The organism is Shewanella sp. A32, from assembly GCF_029167175.1.
In the GTDB taxonomy this organism is placed as follows: Bacteria; Pseudomonadota; Gammaproteobacteria; order Enterobacterales; family Shewanellaceae; genus Shewanella; species Shewanella yunxiaonensis.
The window spans coordinates 116,201-133,306 of the sequence record NZ_JARFTS010000008.1; the positions used below are offsets into that span (position 1 = coordinate 116,201).

Annotated in this window: 12 protein-coding genes; 11 read left to right on the forward strand and 1 reads right to left on the reverse strand. The window is 50.2% G+C overall.

Annotated features, from left to right (window positions below):
- The first annotated feature begins 98 nt into the window (after positions 1 to 98).
- The 11 genes from PY479_RS08495 (at position 99) to PY479_RS08545 (ending at position 16,076) form a co-directional block, all read left to right on the forward strand.
- The gene (locus PY479_RS08495; protein WP_275483483.1) at positions 99 to 2,735 is read left to right on the forward strand and encodes a molybdopterin-dependent oxidoreductase; all 2,637 of its coding nucleotides are present in this window, start codon (positions 99 to 101) and stop codon (positions 2,733 to 2,735) included.
- Positions 2,725 to 3,567, forward strand: coding sequence for a uroporphyrinogen-III C-methyltransferase (gene cobA / locus PY479_RS08500; protein ID WP_275483484.1), 843 nt, complete (start codon positions 2,725 to 2,727; stop codon positions 3,565 to 3,567). Before PY479_RS08495 ends, cobA begins: the two co-directional genes overlap by 11 nt.
- Positions 3,551 to 4,732: an ANTAR domain-containing protein gene (locus PY479_RS08505; RefSeq protein ID WP_275483485.1), complete on the forward strand. Its 1,182-nt coding sequence runs from the start codon at positions 3,551 to 3,553 to the stop codon at positions 4,730 to 4,732. The genes cobA and PY479_RS08505 overlap by 17 nt, the downstream gene beginning before the upstream one ends.
- Positions 4,733 to 4,872: 140 nt before the next feature.
- Entirely contained in the window at positions 4,873 to 7,425 is a 2,553-nt protein-coding gene (gene nirB / locus PY479_RS08510; protein WP_275483486.1) for a nitrite reductase large subunit NirB, read from the forward strand.
- Positions 7,422 to 7,745 (forward strand): nitrite reductase small subunit NirD, encoded by a 324-nt coding sequence (gene nirD, locus PY479_RS08515; RefSeq protein WP_275483487.1) that lies wholly within the window; start codon positions 7,422 to 7,424, stop codon positions 7,743 to 7,745. The genes nirB and nirD overlap by 4 nt, the downstream gene beginning before the upstream one ends.
- 2 nt (positions 7,746 to 7,747) lie before the next feature.
- Positions 7,748 to 9,214: a NarK family nitrate/nitrite MFS transporter gene (locus PY479_RS08520; RefSeq protein ID WP_275483488.1), complete on the forward strand. Its 1,467-nt coding sequence runs from the start codon at positions 7,748 to 7,750 to the stop codon at positions 9,212 to 9,214.
- Between the two features lie 20 nt (positions 9,215 to 9,234).
- Positions 9,235 to 11,058 carry a bifunctional protein-serine/threonine kinase/phosphatase gene (locus tag PY479_RS08525; protein WP_275483489.1) on the forward strand — a complete coding sequence of 608 codons (1,824 nt, stop codon included), beginning with the start codon at positions 9,235 to 9,237 and terminating at the stop codon, positions 11,056 to 11,058.
- Between the two features lie 757 nt (positions 11,059 to 11,815).
- Positions 11,816 to 12,640, forward strand: coding sequence for a DUF4393 domain-containing protein (locus tag PY479_RS08530; RefSeq protein ID WP_275483490.1), 825 nt, complete (start codon positions 11,816 to 11,818; stop codon positions 12,638 to 12,640).
- Positions 12,641 to 12,737: 97 nt separating this feature from the next.
- On the forward strand, positions 12,738 to 13,187 hold the full coding sequence (locus tag PY479_RS08535; protein ID WP_275483491.1) for a hypothetical protein: 450 nt from the start codon (positions 12,738 to 12,740) through the stop codon (positions 13,185 to 13,187).
- 280 nt (positions 13,188 to 13,467) lie between these two features.
- Entirely contained in the window at positions 13,468 to 14,853 is a 1,386-nt protein-coding gene (locus tag PY479_RS08540) for an FAD-binding oxidoreductase (RefSeq protein WP_275483492.1), read from the forward strand.
- Positions 14,854 to 15,194: 341 nt separating this feature from the next.
- Positions 15,195 to 16,076 carry a DMT family transporter gene (locus PY479_RS08545; RefSeq protein ID WP_275483493.1) on the forward strand — a complete coding sequence of 294 codons (882 nt, stop codon included), beginning with the start codon at positions 15,195 to 15,197 and terminating at the stop codon, positions 16,074 to 16,076.
- A 121-nt stretch (positions 16,077 to 16,197) separates the two neighbouring features.
- Here the strand turns inward: PY479_RS08545 and PY479_RS08550 are convergent, their stop codons facing one another.
- A complete protein-coding gene (locus tag PY479_RS08550) occupies positions 16,198 to 16,941 on the reverse strand; it encodes a class I SAM-dependent methyltransferase (RefSeq protein ID WP_275483494.1) in 744 nt (247 codons plus the stop codon).
- Between the last annotated feature and the right edge of the window lie 165 nt (positions 16,942 to 17,106).

Below are 17,106 nucleotides of genomic sequence, written 5' to 3' on the forward strand. Positions count from 1 at the left end.
TTTAACCTATATTTCAAAAACTCATTATAAATCATGGTTGTCTAAATTTTGGCCTATCTGTTGCACTAGTCTTTCGTGAGTTGAATGGGAGGCTAACGGTGAAACAGATCCAGACAAACTGTGCATACTGTGGTGTTGGTTGCGGCATCCAGGTTCAAATAGGGGCAAACGGTCACTCGCTAAAAGGCGATGCTGACCATACTGCCAACTTTGGTCGCTTATGCCAGAAAGGCGAGCGTTTGTTGGAAACGTTGCCGTTGCCGCACGCCTTACGTTACCCACGCCTTACCGCCACTGATGAGACCATCAGTTGGCTTCACGCCACGCAATTGATTGCGGATACCTTCGCTGAAGCCATTCAGCAATATGGTTCCGATTCAGTTGCTTTTTATCTTTCCGGACAGTTGCTGACTGAAGATTATTATGTCGCAAATAAACTGGCGAAGGGTTACTGGGGAACGGCTAACGTCGATACCAATTCCAGGCTTTGTATGTCTTCTGCGGTGAGCGCGCATCTGCGCGCTTTTGGCGAGGATGTGGTGCCGGGTTGTTATCAGGATTTTGATGTTGCCAAGGTGATTGTACTGGTAGGTGCAAATACTGCGTGGACTCATCCAGTACTGTTCCAGCGGATCCTGCGGGCGCGCGAAAGCCGTGGTAGCAAATTGGTGGTTATCGATCCGCGTCGTACCGCTACAGCGCGTCAGGCAGATCTGCACATCGCCATCAAACCCGGTAAAGATTTGCAGTTATTCTCTCTGTTATTCCGCCATCTTGCTGTTAGCGATGCGGTAAAACAGGAATACGTTAACGCTCATACCTCTGGTCTTGATAACGCACTTACAAAGCTTGCGGGCTGGCTTAAAGATGACGGTTCGGTACTGAAACAGTGTGGTGTTTCTGAACCAGTATTTGCCCAGTTGTTAGCGCTTTATCGGGATAACGAAGAAGTGGTCACCGCCAGCTGTATGGGCGTGAATCAATCACTGAATGGTACCGATACCACCAACGCAATCATTAATTGCCATCTGCTAAAAGGGCATATTGGCAAACCGGGTTGTGGTTTCTTTTCGCTGACCGGGCAACCAAATGCAATGGGCGGTCGGGAAGTTGGTGGATTGGCAACGCAATTGGCAAACCACATGGGCTTTTCGGAAAAAGAACATCGGTTACTTTCTGAATTCTGGCCCGCCAGTAATGTGGCGACCCGACCTGGCCTGAGCGCGGTGGATCTATTTCAGGCAATGGCTGATGGCAAGATCAAAGCCGTGTGGATTTTGGCGACCAATCCGGCAGCGTCCATGCCGGATGTCGCGCTGGTACGTAAGGCATTACAAACATGCCCATTTGTGGTGGTGTCAGACATCAGCCAGGATACCGATACCGCCAAGCTTGCTGATTTATTACTACCCGCACAGGGTTGGTCGGAGAAATCTGGCACCACAACCAATAGTGAACGCACCATCACGCGGCAGCGGCCATTTTTGAACGCCGCCGGTGAAGCACGAGCCGACTGGCAGATGGTATGCGACGTAGCAACTGCGATGGGGTATCCAGGATTTCATTATCGCAATGAAGCTGAGATCTTTCGGGAATTTGCTGCCCTGTCAGCTAAGGTGGTCAGTGAATTTCCTGGTAAGCAGTTGGATCTCAGTGGCTTCGCAGACATCACTGAGGCTGAATATGCCTCCATGCAGCCCCAACAATGGCCGGTAAACGGCTACACCGATAACCGTCGCCTTTATGCCGATGGCGTGTTTTCTACTGAGGATGGTCGTGCCAGTTTTGTCGTGCCGAAAGTGGTTGTTCAGGCGGTCAGCTCGGACGACCTGATCTTGTTGTCTGGCCGCAGTCGCGACCAGTGGCACACCCGCAGTCGTACTGGCCATGTGGCAGCGCTAACATCCCATGAACCACAACCTTGTGTGCTCGCACATTCGCAGACATTAACCGATAGGCAAATCGTTGCGGGGCAATTAGTCAGAATTAGCAACAGCAATGGTCAACAGTTGATTGTGCAAGCGCTTGCTGATGATGATCTCCAGCCCGATCAGCTGTTTATGTCGATTCACTGGACTGGCCGCGAAACAGCCAATGCCAGCGTCAATCTGCTGTTGGATAGTCGTCGAGATCTCTGTTCCAAACAGCCTGCATTCAAGGGGCAATGCGTCAAATTGAGCCCCATAAATGACCTGATGCAAGGTATTGCCTGGGGCGAAAGCATCGATAATCTGCCATATGACTATCGTTTTGAACAGCGCTTACCGCAAGCCAGTTGTTACCATTTCGCGGTGGCCAAAACACAGCTCACTGGCCTTGCCAATGGCCTCAGTTGGCAAGTGCAGCAAGTGGATGTGCATTGTCAGCTCAAGGCGGGAAAAATCGTCTCGATTCATTTGGTATCGTCGTTACGCATTGCCATCGATAAAGAAGCAGTATCTCGTCTGATCGGTCTCTCTATCAACGCCAACACCATTACCCAATTGGAACAACTGGTGAAAGCTGGTGACAGCCCGTTGGTGTGTGTTTGTAAAGGCGTTACCCGCGAACAGGTGATTACTGTCGGGCACAGCTTTGCGCCAGCAAGTCGTTTGGAGGGTATTCAACAACTGACGGGGTGTGGTACTGGTTGCGGCAGTTGTCGTGGCGAGCTGTTGTCTATTCTGGAAGCCGAATTTCCAAAAACGTCAGAAACACAGGCCGTAAGTACGGGGGAGGCGAGTCATGGCAACTGAAATGCAGGCGCTATTAGCCGGGAGTTCATTACCACAATTGTCTGCTGGAAACGTCGCGCTGGTGGGCGCGGGGTGTGGCAGCTTGGGCAATCTGACGCTGGCAGCATTTAAGCTGATCTGTAGTGCAGAAGCGGTGGTGTTTGACGCATTAGTTGATAGCGAGATTTTGGCACTGTTACCAGAAGAGTGTGAGCGTTACGACATGGGTAAGCGCGGCGGTGATGTTTCTGCGAGCCAGGATGCCATCAATCACAAATTGTTGTCATTAGCGCTGCGAGGATTAAAAGTGCTACGTCTTAAAGGCGGCGATCCTGGCGTGTTTGGCCGAGGTGGTGAAGAAGCATTATTTCTGGCGCGTCATGGGGTGAAAACGCAATTTGTGGCCGGCGTGACCGCTGCATTAGGTTGTGCTGCCGCAGCGGCGATCCCATTGACTCATCGTGGTGTTTCGCGTTCTGTCACCTTAGTCACAGGTCATCAGGCAACCGGTGATACTACTCACCATTGGCGTTCATTGCTGGATTTAGGCAGCACCTTAGTCTTCTACATGGGCAAAGATCAGGCACAAAAAATTGCGGCTTCTTTGTTGCTGTCTGGGGCTGCCGCTGACTTACCAATGGTGTTTATCAGTGCTGGTTGCCGTAATGAACAACAGCTGCATTACGCCACTATCAGCACCATGGCATCCGTTGCCAAAACCATCACCAGTGCGGGCCCAACCTTGATGATTTTGGGTGAGGTGGTATCCGTGGGCAGCGAGCTACAGCAACTATTGAATACGATCGATAGTGAGTTTGATAACGGAGGTGTGCGTCATGCTATCGCCGGTTGACTTTGAAGTTGCGATGACTGCGCGCGAGCTGGTGCATGCGGTGGCATCGGGGCCGAAAAAAGCGCGTACGCTGACGGTCGATGAGGCTCGTTCGATGATCCACTTGTGGGCCCAGGGCGAAATGGATGATCTGCAATTGGGTGCAGTGCTGATGATCATGCGTCATCGTGGTGAAACTGCAGCAGAAGTTGCCGGTGCAGCGATGGGACTCCGGGATCTTAGTGTGTTTGCCAACGTGCCTGAACTCGCCGCCACGCTGGATTGGCCGTGTTATGCCGGTAAACGTGAACAATTTCCTTGGTTACTGTTTGCCGCGCTGCGGTTGGGTAAAAAACAACAACGCATTCTATTGCATGGCGATGAGTTAGCGTCGCCAAAGCGTAATCATGTCGCGGCATTCGTCAAGCAAGTGGGCATTCCTACGGCCATTGATGCTAACGGCGCAGCCAAAGCGCTCGACAGCAAAGGCGTGGTGTATATGGCGCTTGATAGCATGCTGCCGCTCTGGCCTCGGGTAAGGGAACTGCATCGCACACTGGGACTGCGCAGTCTGCTGACACAAGCCGTCCGCTTTTTTAATCCAGCCAACTGCCAATATGGGGTCAGAAGCTATTTTCATCATGGCTTAGATCAACATTATCTGGCGGTGCTCAATGCGATGGCGACGAGTTGCCATAAGCAAGACCTGGTGATTTTTCGTGGGCACCAAGGTGAAGCCGAAATCAATCCGCGGATAGAGAATCAACTGTTGTTTTGGCGTGATGGGGTAGTGACCAGCGAAGTATTACCTGTGTGCGCACCTGAAGGTACACAAGCGCAATTGCAACAACTAGGAACCGATGAAGACGTATTGGCGCGTTTTGCTAATGTGGCGCGTCCTGGGGCAGCAGATAGCAGTCTGCAAGCCGCAACAGTCAATGCCACGCTGGCGGTGATGCTGCGATTGCTGCAACAGGACAACAGTGTTGCTGCAGCGTTAACGCGCGCAAATAACAGTAAATTACAAGCGAATCATGCGATTAGCACGTTATGTCGTATGTTGGTCAAGCAAGGGTGTCACAACGAAGATGAAGCCTTTCAGCTGCTTCGGAAAAAATCGATGCATAGTGGCATCAGCATGGACAAATTAGCAAGACAGTTATTGCAGCACGTCGCGGTAGCTTAATGCTGTATGCGCCTACGGGCTTCAGCATTATTAATAAAATCAGTTAATTAAATATGGCAATGGCGCCACTCTCCCGCTGAGGAGGTGGCGCCATTTATTTTTACAGTTTTCGAAATACCAAGCGAGAGCACGGGGGTTACATGTCAAACACAAAACCAAAACTGGTCATAGTCGGCAATGGGATGGTTGGTCACAGCTTCGTTGAACAGTTGTGTGAACAACGCCTGCAACAACAGCTAGAGGTGTTGGTGATCGGCGCAGAAAAACGTGTGGCGTATGATCGCGTGCAGTTGTCATCTTATTTTAATGGTGCCGCACTAGATGATTTAGCGATGACTACCGCTGAGCAATATGCCGAGTGGGGCGTGAGTTTGAAACTCGGTGCCACTGTGGTCGGCATCGACAGCGAGGCTAAACAGTTGCTGCTGGCTGACGGCACCCGTGAAAGTTACGACAAGCTGGTGTTAGCCACAGGCTCCTACGGTTTTGTCCCGCCGATTAATGGCCGCGAGCGCGATGGCTGCATGGTGTATCGCACTACTGATGACTTACTGGCGATTGAAGCCGCTGCAAAAAATGCCAAAACTGGCGTGGTCATTGGTGGTGGCTTGCTCGGCTTGGAAGCGGCTAATGCGCTGAAACTGCTCGGTTTGAAAACCCATGTGGTGGAATTCGCCCCGCAGTTGATGCCGGTGCAGCTCGATGCCAAAGCAGGCGCACTGTTGAAAGACAAAATCGCCGCACTTGGCGTGGAAATCCATACCAGCAAAGTCACGCAAGAGATTGTCGACGGTGAAACGGGGCGTCTGCGCCTCAAGTTTGCTGACGGTGAACTGCTCGACACCGACATGTTGGTATTCTCAGCCGGTATTCGTCCCTACGACAATCTGGCTGAAACCTGTGCGCTGGAGAAAGGTGCTCGCGGCGGTTACGCCGTCGATAACTTCTGCCAAACTACTGTTGCTGATGTTTACGCCATCGGCGAATGCGCCAGTTGGCAAGATCGTATCTTTGGCTTAGTCGCGCCTGGCTACCAAATGGCGAAAATCGCCTTGGGGCACATCGCTCATTCCCTTGACATCGCCGAGCAACACAGCGGTGACTTCTTAGGTGCCGATATGAGCACCAAGCTCAAATTGATGGGCGTCGATGTGGCAGCGATCGGCAATAGCCGTGGCAGCGACGACACGCGCTATGTTGAGCTGATGGACGAGCCAGCGGGCATCTACAAAAAGCTGTGGCTCAATGATGCAGGTAACTTGATCACCGGCGCGCTGCTGGTCGGCGATACCAGTGATTACGGCACGCTGCTGAACCTCTATCTCAGCGGCCACAAGATTGAAGGTAGCGCAGCCGCCTTGTTGCTGTCTGGTGATGCGCCAGCCTTGCCAAAATCCAATAACGATTTGATCTGCTCCTGCCATCAGGTGAGCCGTGGCAGCATTCTCAAGGCCGTGGCTGATGGTGCGGCGTCGCTTGGCGATATCAAGCGTTGTACCAAAGCGGCGTCTGGCTGCGGCGGTTGCTCTGCCAGTGTGCAGAAGGTGATCAACGAAGGCTTAGCGGCGCAAGGTGTTGAAGTGAGCAAAGCGCTGTGCAGCCACTTCGAGTACAGCCGTCAGGAGCTGTTCCACCTGTGCCAAGTGGAAGGCATTAAAGACTTCGCCACCTTGCTGGCCAAATACGGTAAATCGCATGTTCACGGTGTGGGTTGTAACACCTGTCAGCCTGCCGCTGCGTCAATTTTTGCCTCGCTCTACAACGGTCATGTGTTGTCAGAGAGCCGTGATCAACTGCAAGACACCAACGATGCCTTCCTCGGCAACCTGCAAAAAGATGGCACTTACTCGGTGGTGCCACGCATCGCCGGCGGCGAAATCACGCCAGACAAACTGATCGCCATCGGCGAAGTCGCCAAACGTTACGATCTCTACACCAAAATCACCGGCGGTCAGCGTATCGACCTGTTCGGCGCCAAGTTATCTGAACTGCCAGAAATTTGGGAGGAACTTATCGCCGCTGGTTTTGAAACCGGTCACGCCTACGGTAAATCGCTGCGCACCGTGAAATCTTGTGTCGGCAATACCTGGTGTCGCTACGGCGTACAAAATTCAGTCGGCATGGCGATTGAGCTGGAGAATCGCTACAAGGGCTTGCGCTCACCTCACAAATTGAAGATGGCCGTTTCCGGCTGTACCCGCGAATGCGCTGAAGCGCAGGGCAAAGATATCGGCGTAATCGCCACTGACAAAGGCTGGAACCTCTATGTTTGCGGCAACGGCGGCATGAAACCGCGCCATGCAGACCTATTTGCCAGTGATTTGAACGATGCCGAGCTGGTGGATCTGATCGACAAAGTGTTGATGTTCTATGTCCGCACCGCCGACAAGCTGCAACGCACCTCGGTGTGGCTTGAAAGCCTGGACGGCGGTCTTGATTACCTCAAACAAGTGATTCTGCAAGATTCCCTCTGCATCGGTGATGAGCTGTTAAGTCAGATGCAAACCGTGGTCGACAACTACCAATGCGAGTGGAAAACCAGTGTGGAAACCCCTGAATTGCGTGCGCGCTTCAGTGAGTTTATCAATCCGCAGGCTGCGCCAGAGCGCGCTGTTTTGCAGTACCAACGGGTGCGGGGGCAACGCATTCCCGTCATCAATGTAGCACCAGCAACTGAGGAGGAAACCCTATGAGCTGGGAAAAAGTGTGTGATCCCTCCGCATTGCCGGTAGGGAAGGGTATCGCCGCCTGGGCAGCCGGGCGAGCAGTGGCGATTTTTAATCTGGGACAACAAGGCGTGTATGCGCTGGATAACCGTGATCCGGCCAGTGGCGTTAGCCTGCTGGCGCGCGGCCAGATCTGTGAATTAGCCGGTGAGTTATACGTCTGTTCACCGCTGTACAAGCAACATTACCGTCTCACCACGGGTGAGTGTCTGGAAGAACCACAGCTGAAGGCAACAAAAGTGGATATTCGTATTGATGAGACCGGCGTCTGGCTGGCGGGAGCATAATCATGAGTCAGGAAAAATTTAATCTGTTTTCTTTCAAGGGCAAGATGAAAATCATGCACTTAAGTTGGATGGCGTTCTTTGTATCGTTCGTGGTGTGGTTTAACGCCGCGCCCCTGATGAGCCTGATCAGTGAAAGTTTGGGACTGACTAAAGAACAAGTGAAAACCCTGCTGATTTTGAACGTGGCGCTGACTATTCCAGCGCGGGTGGTAATTGGCATGGTCACTGACAAATTTGGTCCTCGAAAAGTTTACTCAGCATTGCTGATCATCTGTTCGGCACCCTGTTTCCTGTTCGCCTTTGCTGACAGCTTTACTCAGTTAGCGATTGCCCGTTTCTTGTTGGGTTTTATCGGTGCTGGTTTCGTGGTCGGTATTCGCATGATTAGCGAATGGTTTCCGGCCAAAGAGCTTGGTACTGCGGAAGGCATCTACGGCGGTTGGGGTAACTTCGGTTCCGCCGCGGCCGCGTTCAGCTTGCCAGTATTGGCATTAGCTATCGGAGAACCCTACGGCTGGCGTGCCGCAATTGCACTTACGGGTGTGATGAGCATTGTCATCGGTGTGATTTACTACTTTGGCGCGAGCGATACCCCGAAAGGCTCGACGTACTTCAAACCAAAGAAATCCGGTGCCATGGAAGTGACCAGCAAAGGCGATTTCTGGCTGCTGCTGGTGATGAAAGTGCCGATGTATGCCACGCTGGGGCTATTGTGTTGGAAACTGTCACCTGCTGGCGTAAAAATGCTCACACCAACGATGGTGACGACCGTGATTGTGGTGCTGGCGGTGCTGTTAATGATCGACTTCTACAAAACTTGGCAGGTAAACCGTCATGTGTTTGAAAAAGAAGTCCCCGAGTTTGAACGTTATCAGTTCAAGCAAGTGGCGGTTTTGAATGTGTTATATTTCTCGACCTTCGGTTCAGAACTGGCGGTGGTCTCTATGCTGCCAATGTTCTTCGCGGAAACCTTCAGCTTAGGTTTGGCTCAAGCGGGGATGGTGGCGTCTTCATATGCTTTTATGAACCTGATGTCGCGTCCCGGTGGTGGCTGGATCTCTGACCGTTTCGGCCGTAAATCGACGTTGTTGATCCTGACCGCAGGTCTGGCCGCAGGTTACTTCACCGTGGCTCATATTGATAGCAGCTGGAATCTGCCGTTAGCAGTGGTGGCCGTCATGGCATGCTCATTCTTCGTACAAGCCGGTGAAGGTGCCGTATTTGCCGCGGTGCCACTGATCAAACGTCGTTTGACTGGACAAATTGCCGGGATGACGGGTGCCTATGGTAATGTCGGTGCGGTATTCTTTTTGACCGTATATTCTCTGGTGTCAGTACAAGCCTTCTTCTACACCATTGCCGTGTCAGCGCTGTTTGGACTAGGTTGTCTGTTTCTGATGCGCGAACCTAAAGGCCATATGGCGGAAGTGGACGAAAATGGTGAAGTGACGCTGATAAGCGTGGGTTAATCTCGGCATAAGGAACTTCCATGGTAAATGCTGCTACGTCCTTAACTGCACAATGCCCGACAACGACGCGCGATGCCGCTGACAACTTGCTCATTGAGCCGGGGTTGCCTGTCACCAGTGGGTTGCAACTATGGACTGGACAATGTTCGAGCGCAGGAGTGAAACCGCGAAACGAAGATGCTATCGGTATTCGTATTCCGCAGGATGAGCTTTTACACAGCAAGGGCGTAGCCGCAGTTATTTGTGATGGTGTGAGTGCCGCAGAGGCCGGGCAGCAAGCTGCCCGCGCCGCCGTAAGCAGTTTTCTCTCCGATTACTATTCAACGCCGCAGAGTTGGTCGGTACAGACATCCAGCCAGCGGGTGCTAGCTGCTATCAACCAATGGTTACTAGGCCTTGGCCGCGATTTCCGTGAGGCCAGCCGCGGTTATGTCTGTACTTTTAGCGCGGCCATAGTCAAATCTTGCAGTCTGCATCTGTTGCATGTGGGCGATGCAAGAATTTATCTATGGCGTGAGGGCGAACTTAGTCAACTTACGCGTGATCATGCGTGTAGCAAGGGCGGGAAAGGCGGCGGGGTCTTTCTTACTCGAGCGCTGGGATTAGATCCCAAATTAGAAATCGATTACCGCTGTTTACCGCTGCAGGTTGGCGATGGTTTGTTGCTGATGACCGATGGCATTTATGGGCATGTGCCGGACAAGATGATTGCCGAACATCTGCGACAACATCCGCGACAAGACGAGGAAGATTGTGGACATCTGTGTCGTTCGTTGGTGCAACTGGCATTAGCCGCTGAAAGCGATGACAACCTCAGCTGCCAATATCTGCAGGTAACGTCATTGCCTTCTATGGATAAAAACGACCTGTATTTAAGTCTTTCCAGCAAACCGTTTCCACCGCCCATGGCCATAGGACAGAAACTGGATGGTTATCGGGTGCGGCAAATACTGCATGAAAGCGAGCGCAGTCAGGTGTATCTGGTAGAAGATGCACAAGGCAAACTTGCGTGTATGAAGACCCCATCAGTGAACTACTTGGATGATGCCGCATACATTGAACGTTTTATGCAGGAAAGCTGGATTGGCAGCCGCATTCGCCATCGAAATGTGGTGGCATTGGTGGACCATGAGAAACCCAAATCTGCACTGTATTACCTGACTGAATATTTAAATGGCCAGCCGCTCGACCGTTGGCTTGCAGCTAAAAAATGTGACCCGGAAACTACCTTGCATTTAGTGTCGCAGATGGAGGCCGGACTGCGAGCCTTGCATCGACGCGAGATGGTGCACCGCGATCTAAAGCCCGGCAATGTCATGGTGACTCACGATAAGCGTATCAAGTTGCTGGATTTTGGTTCCTGCTATGTCCGCGGTCTGGCTGAAATTGCTTCACCAATCGAACGTGACCATATTCTCGGTACTGCTGACTATTCTGCGCCCGAGTTGCTGCTGGGGCACTCTGGCAATTTACAAAGCGATCTATTCTCGCTTGCCGTTATCACCTTTGAGATGCTCACCGGCAAACTGCCGTTTTATGGCAAACTCGCAGCGTGTCGCACTGCTAAGGATTTTGCCGCGCTTAAGTACCAACCTATTACTGAACTCGCAACAGAAGTGCCATCGTGGATGGACGCCGCGGTGCGCCGTGCGCTCAGTATTGATCCAGCAGAGCGCCAAACCGATACCCATGAGTTTTTTCATGAGCTGTCAACGCCAGCAAGGGTTGTGGTCGCAGGGCAGTTTGTGCCGTTACTGCAACGTGATCCGTTGCGGTTTTTTAAGGTGGTTTGTGGGGTTCAGGCGTTGGTGATTTTGGGGTTGGTTTTAGCGTTGCTGATGTGATTGAAGGCTGCGCCTTGCAAGCATCCGCTTGCAGAGATTTATGGCTTTCAGCCATTGCAAGCTGTCGCTTGCTAACGTCGTGAGCTTTCGCGCACCCACTGCGATCAAGATTTATCACTGCGTGATTGCAAGCTGTCGCTCGCTAACGTCGTGGAACTGCTCGTTCCACACCAGAGCCAAGGGGTAATGCTCGTCCCTTACCCCTTGGAACCCCGAGGACGCCCCGACGTCGCGAAACGCTACGGCGCTTCTGGTTTGCCATTTTCGCAAATCGCCGCCAACTCGGAATCCATTCCTCGGCGCGGCTTCTTCGACATCCTGTCTCGATTGCTCAATGTCTGCCCAACGCTCCTTCGCCGCGCCGAGGGGAATTGGTGTTGCCAGTGAAGCAGTCAAAAGCAGACTTTCTAACCTAGAAATTTTCATCTATATAACTCAAATGTTGCAATTCCTTGCGATGCCTAAAAGCTGGACAGGGGTACAGTCATATCCAAATCATGACGATTTTTATCCTAACTTCGTGCGCGTTTTCACATTTCAGTCAAAATAAATATATTTAAAATCATATATCTATAAATTTCATGGATTAGATAATAGGTTTGGAAAACGCGCATGCGCGTTTTGCCGGATAGTGTATTTGCAGACAAGGTGATAACTTCTTTGCAATACAATTAGTTAACAATGCGCGTTTTTACTGGTCTAATGAGATAAACGCGCATGCGCACTAATAAACTGTTAGGCAAAAAAGGAGAGCTCCGTGCCAGAAGAAGATCCTATCAAAACTGCAAAAGAAGGAGTATCTGTTGTTGCTGAGATTATCAAGGCTGCTGGAGATGATCCCAGCGTAAAAGAAGCTGCTGGCAATCTCGGTAAAACCGCTGTAACTCTTACGAAAACAATAAACAACGCGTTATTGCCACTTGCTGCAATAAACTTCGCATTTGACAAGGCTCGGAAATATTTCTCATCGCAATTTCAACAAGACTTAACCGATAAGGCCAAAAACATTCCAGAAGAACACATCGTTCAACCTAAGGCCTCAGTGGCAGGGCCAACACTCCAAGGCCTCGCGTTTACTCATGATGAGGCGAACCTGAAAGAAATGTTTCTAAACCTCCTCGCTACGTCAATGGATGGACGAAAAGCAGATATTGCTCATCCAGCCTTCGTGGAGATAATAAAACAGCTCGATTCCGAAGATGCAAGGCTGGTGCAGGGCACCCTGAAGTCCGAAGCGCCAATACCAATAGTTGAAATTCACACTGAGTTAAAAAATGGTAAGGGGCAAGAAATACAGCTACGTCATTTGTTAAACCTAAAGATCACCAGTACCGGACAGCCTGTCGAAGATTCCAAACTAGCAGCAATGGTCGACAACTGGATTAGACTTGGACTCGTCAAAGTCGAGTACGATAAATTCTTGACTGAGCCATCCCATTACTCTTGGGTGGAAAGTCGCCCAGAATATAAACGCCTTTGCGATTCTCTCAACAATGACGAACGAAAAGTGGAATACACACGAGGAATCATATATCGAACAGAGCTTGGAAAACGGTTTGCTGCTGCCGTTGGAGTGAATTAATGCCTAACAATCGCGTTAACACCGACGAACATCTCGTTCGCTCTGCTCACAAAATATGCGCGGGTTACGCGTGGCGTTAAGTGCATAAGGAGTTCAGGTGAGTTTTCTAAGTTTCTTATTTAAGAAAATGCAGCCCTCGATCCAGAAGGAAAAATGTAGCTCTCCGAAAACTAGCGGAGAGTTAATTGCCGAGGTTACGGGCGGAGCAAATTTGGTCGATGGTAAGCAAACTTGGGAGCTGGCAGAAGACAATAAGCATGACATTGAGATCATGAAACGTTGCTGCGACGCTGAACTAAAAACAATGGATAAAGCAGGGTTGGTTCCAGCACCTTACTATTTCGAGCGCGTTGCCATTCTTTCTAGGAAAGAAAAAAATTACCAACAGGAAATCTTTTACTGTGAACAGTATATTGAAAAGGTTGAGGCTTTTTATTCAAAAAGAGGCTCTGATGGTATGGCTGACGTTAGAAAAGGCCCAAGGTATCAGGCCATTTTAAAGCGGTTGCCAAAAGCAAAGGAACTATATGCGAAGCAATGCACTTAACAAGCGGAGGCAGTCGGACTCGGCAACAACGCCGATCTGACCATTACCTTTTTTTTGTCACCTCCTCGTCGAGCCATGGCTCATCTCCCTGACTGATCGGAACACTTACATACGGCATGTCCCCGAGTGAGTTTCTGCTACGCTAAAAATGCCAACAGTTCTAGTTTCGTAGTAAGAACTATTCATCTTTAAAGTTTTACTATGAGTATGCTGAACGCCGTTCGAATTAATACGATTCCATGTTCGTCAGTGCTCATGTAAAGCATGAGAGGACAATCGTATGAAAAGCTTACAAAAAGCCGTCATCGACGATTTCAAAAAGCAATTCCACGGCGACGTTATTTTGCCAAATGACCCCACCTATGAAGAAGTTCGCAAGATTTGGAATGCCATGATCGACCGTAAACCCGGCATCATAGCCCGTTGCAAGTCAGCTGCTGATGTTGTTGAAGCGGTAAATTTCGCACGTGAAAATGGGTTGTTGATAGCTGTTCGCGGTGGCGGACACAATATTGCGGGTAATGCCATTTGCGATGACGGCATCATGATTGACCTGTCGCTGTTGAATCAGGTCAAGGTGGATCCGCAAACACAACGCGCTAAGGTTGAACCCGGTTGTACCCTGGCTGACGTCGATGCGGCGACCCAAAAGTACGGTTTAGCAATGCCTGTGGGCATCAACTCGACCACTGGCATTGCCGGCTTGACCCTGGGCGGAGGATTTGGGTGGTTAAGCCGAAAATATGGCATGACTGTCGACAATCTGCTGTCGGCGGAGGTTGTTACCGCCGATGGTCGTCAGTTACATGCAAGTGAGACTGAAAATGCAGATTTGTTTTGGGGCTTACGTGGCGGCGGCGGTAATTTCGGCATTGTCACGCAGTTTGAGTTTCAGCTGCATCCAGTTGGTCCGGATGTTCTCAGTGGCTTGATTGTTTTCCCGTTCGAGCAAGCAAAATCTGTTATCACGCAATTTGCGCGCTTTACCGAGACGGCACCGGAAGAACTGAGCGTCTGGATGGTAGCCCGAAAAGCACCGCCTTTACCTTTCTTACCGGAGGCGGTGCACGGCAAAGAGATGATTGCGCTTGCTTTATGTTATGCAGGTGATCCTGCCGAAGGTGAGAAACTCATCGCACCTTTACGGCAGTTTGGCACTGTCCTTGGCGAGCACGTAGGTGTACAACCATTCAGCGCATGGCAACAAGCCTTTGATCCGTTGCTTACCCCTGGGGCCAGAAACTACTGGAAATCGCATAATTTTACCCAACTCAGTGATGGGGTAATTGATGCTGCGATTGAATATGCCGCGACGTTACCTTCCGCGCAGTGCGAGATCTTTATTGCCTCAATTGGTTGTGCGACCAGTCGCCCAACGCCCGAGGCGATGGCCTATTCAAGTCGGGATGCCAACTACGTGATGAATGTGCATGGACGATGGGATTTGGCTGAAGACGACCAGCATTGTATTGCATGGGCGCGTGAATTTTTTGCCAAGACCAAACCGTTTGCCAGTGGTGGTGCTTACGTTAACTTCCTGACACAGGACGAATCCGATCGTACTGAATCGGCTTATGGTCCAACCTATGCGCGACTGCAAGCGATCAAGAAGCAATTTGATCCGCACAACCTGTTCAGGATGAATCAGAACATCAAACCTGCTTGACCAAGACGCTAACCCATGGCGGCAATATGACAGATTGTCGCCAGTTGTTAGTTATCCAGTTTCCTTTGGGTATTTATAAGCTGATATTTATATGCCTAATCTCTGAATGTTTGCAGAGTAATGGAAGGGCATAAAACGTTACCGGAATGGACTTAAATATGTGTTGTCGCGAATGTTCCGATAATCGTCATTGGATCGCTATCGGATTTGAGCCGCTCCCTTAATCATGCGCGTCAGTGACGGCGATAACTGTCTCGACGCAATGACTTTGTCTCACGATGAATGAACTATTATTTTTTCATTAAGCCATTTAACTAATCATTATTGCGTGAGGTCAGAACTTGCCCGAAAAGTTAAGCTTTGCCGTTCAGCAAGGCCCCAAGCAGGTGGTTGTCTTTGTCGTCTTGCTGACGTGTTTGACTATGTTTGCGTTTGCGGCCAATTCGTTACTTGCGCGTCTGGCTTTTCAAACTACCGCCATTGACGCGGTATCTTATACCGTCATCCGCATCATCAGCGGGGCAATAGTGCTGAGTTTCATATTGATAATGCAGCGTCGCCGACCGGTTATTTCGTTAACTACCAGCTTCTCTGCGGTTTTTCTTTTTACATATGCGGCGGCGTTTGCTTTGGCATATCGTGAAATAAGTACCGGGGCTGGAGCATTGATACTGTTTGCGGCGGCGCAGTTGACGATGATTTCCTATGGTTTTGTGAAAGGCGAGCGCGCTAGTCTCATTGGATTGATCGTGGCTCTGGGGGGATTGGTCTTATTCTTGTTACCCAGCGCTTCGGCGCCACCTTATGGCGCAGCGGTGATGATGGCGATATCCGGTATGGCTTGGGGCTGCTTTTCTATCATTGGAAAATCGGATGATGCTCCTATCATCAACACCGCAAGTAGTTTTCTTATCGCTGTGCCCATGTCACTGATAATGCTGCTGCTATTTCATTCGCAAATACAATTAGACCAGCTTGGCGCGGGATACGCGATTATATCGGGTGGTTTAGCATCAGGTTTAGGTTATGCAGTCTGGTATTGGGTGAAGGTCCGCATCGCCACCATTAGCGCCGGTTCGGTGCAACTGTCAGTGCCAATAATTAGCGCGATACTCGGCGTGCTTATTCTTGATGAACCGATAAGGTTGATAAGTTCTCTGGCTGCAATATTGGTGTTAGCGGGGGTAGCGATTGTCACTTTAACCGCAAAACGGAAAAAGTGAATCCGTACAATACGGCAATTCCACATGAATTGTATTTTAATTTCATGTGGTTACGAGTCTAACAACGCAAATGAGACGCCATTTCAGCAGTGCCGGATTAATGTGTTGTTTTGTGAGAGTGTTAAAGCTTCACGCAAGTCACAATGGCATTGCCGGATTGCTGGTCCCAAGGGATGATTTTGTTGTAGTCGTGTTCAAACATATGCACTTCAAAGTAAGGCTGTAACAGTGCGATTAAGTCTGCAAAACTGAACGCGACCATGGGATGTTCGTCATGCCATATTTGGGTTTCGGTGGCATTGGTTTTTTCAATGCTGAGTTTTAGTGATTGCATTTCGCCTTCACCGCTATAATACCAACTGGACCGAAAGGAAAATAAATCATCGTCTTGCGTGGCGCTATGTCTGACGAATAAGGCATTGTTTATTTTATCTTTTGCTACCACATTAAAGCAGAAAGTGCCGCCTGGCTTTAGTGCGTGGTAAACGTGGGCAATACATTCTTGCAGTTTGGTGATGCCGCCGTTGTAATGAATGGAATAAAGAAAACAGGTGATCAAATCCAGTGGTTCATCTACCTCAAAACTGCTCATATCTTGCAGGATAAAATCTGCTTCTGGACAACGAGAGGCCGCGATATCGAGCATGGGCTGATTGATATCCAGTCCACGACTTTGATAACCAAAATCGATGAAATGACGCACATGTGGGCCGGTGCCACAGGCTAAATCGAGATGTGTATTGCCACCATTGCCAAATATCTGGTGAAGTCTGCGGATGCAGTGGCTTTGGGCTTGATAGTCGATATCGACACACATCAAATCGTAATAGCCCGAAAGGTCGGTATAGAGTGCATTGGCAGACATATTGGCCTTTTCATTTTAATGAAACTCGACTGGGTGGCGCATAGTAAAGCAATCTGTGACATTTGCGAAGCAGATATACAGATCTCATGGCTTAAGTTGCTAAAGCGTCGATGATGTTTACAAATCGCAGAGGGTGTTAACTCACTTGTTTGCTTTATCGCGAGG

What these genes read in the sequence shown, in the direction of transcription:
- cobA (WP_275483484.1), top strand. Translation starts at nt 2,725, where the DNA reads ATGGCAACTGAAATGCAGGCGCTATTAGCCGGGAGTTCATTACCACAA.
- PY479_RS08505 (WP_275483485.1), top strand. Translation starts at nt 3,551, where the DNA reads ATGCTATCGCCGGTTGACTTTGAAGTTGCGATGACTGCGCGCGAGCTG.
- nirB (WP_275483486.1), top strand. Translation starts at nt 4,873, where the DNA reads ATGTCAAACACAAAACCAAAACTGGTCATAGTCGGCAATGGGATGGTT.
- nirD (WP_275483487.1), top strand. Translation starts at nt 7,422, where the DNA reads ATGAGCTGGGAAAAAGTGTGTGATCCCTCCGCATTGCCGGTAGGGAAG.
- PY479_RS08520 (WP_275483488.1), top strand. Translation starts at nt 7,748, where the DNA reads ATGAGTCAGGAAAAATTTAATCTGTTTTCTTTCAAGGGCAAGATGAAA.
- PY479_RS08525 (WP_275483489.1), top strand. Translation starts at nt 9,235, where the DNA reads ATGGTAAATGCTGCTACGTCCTTAACTGCACAATGCCCGACAACGACG.
- PY479_RS08540 (WP_275483492.1), top strand. Translation starts at nt 13,468, where the DNA reads ATGAAAAGCTTACAAAAAGCCGTCATCGACGATTTCAAAAAGCAATTC.
- PY479_RS08550 (WP_275483494.1), bottom strand. Translation starts at nt 16,941, where the DNA reads ATGTCTGCCAATGCACTCTATACCGACCTTTCGGGCTATTACGATTTG.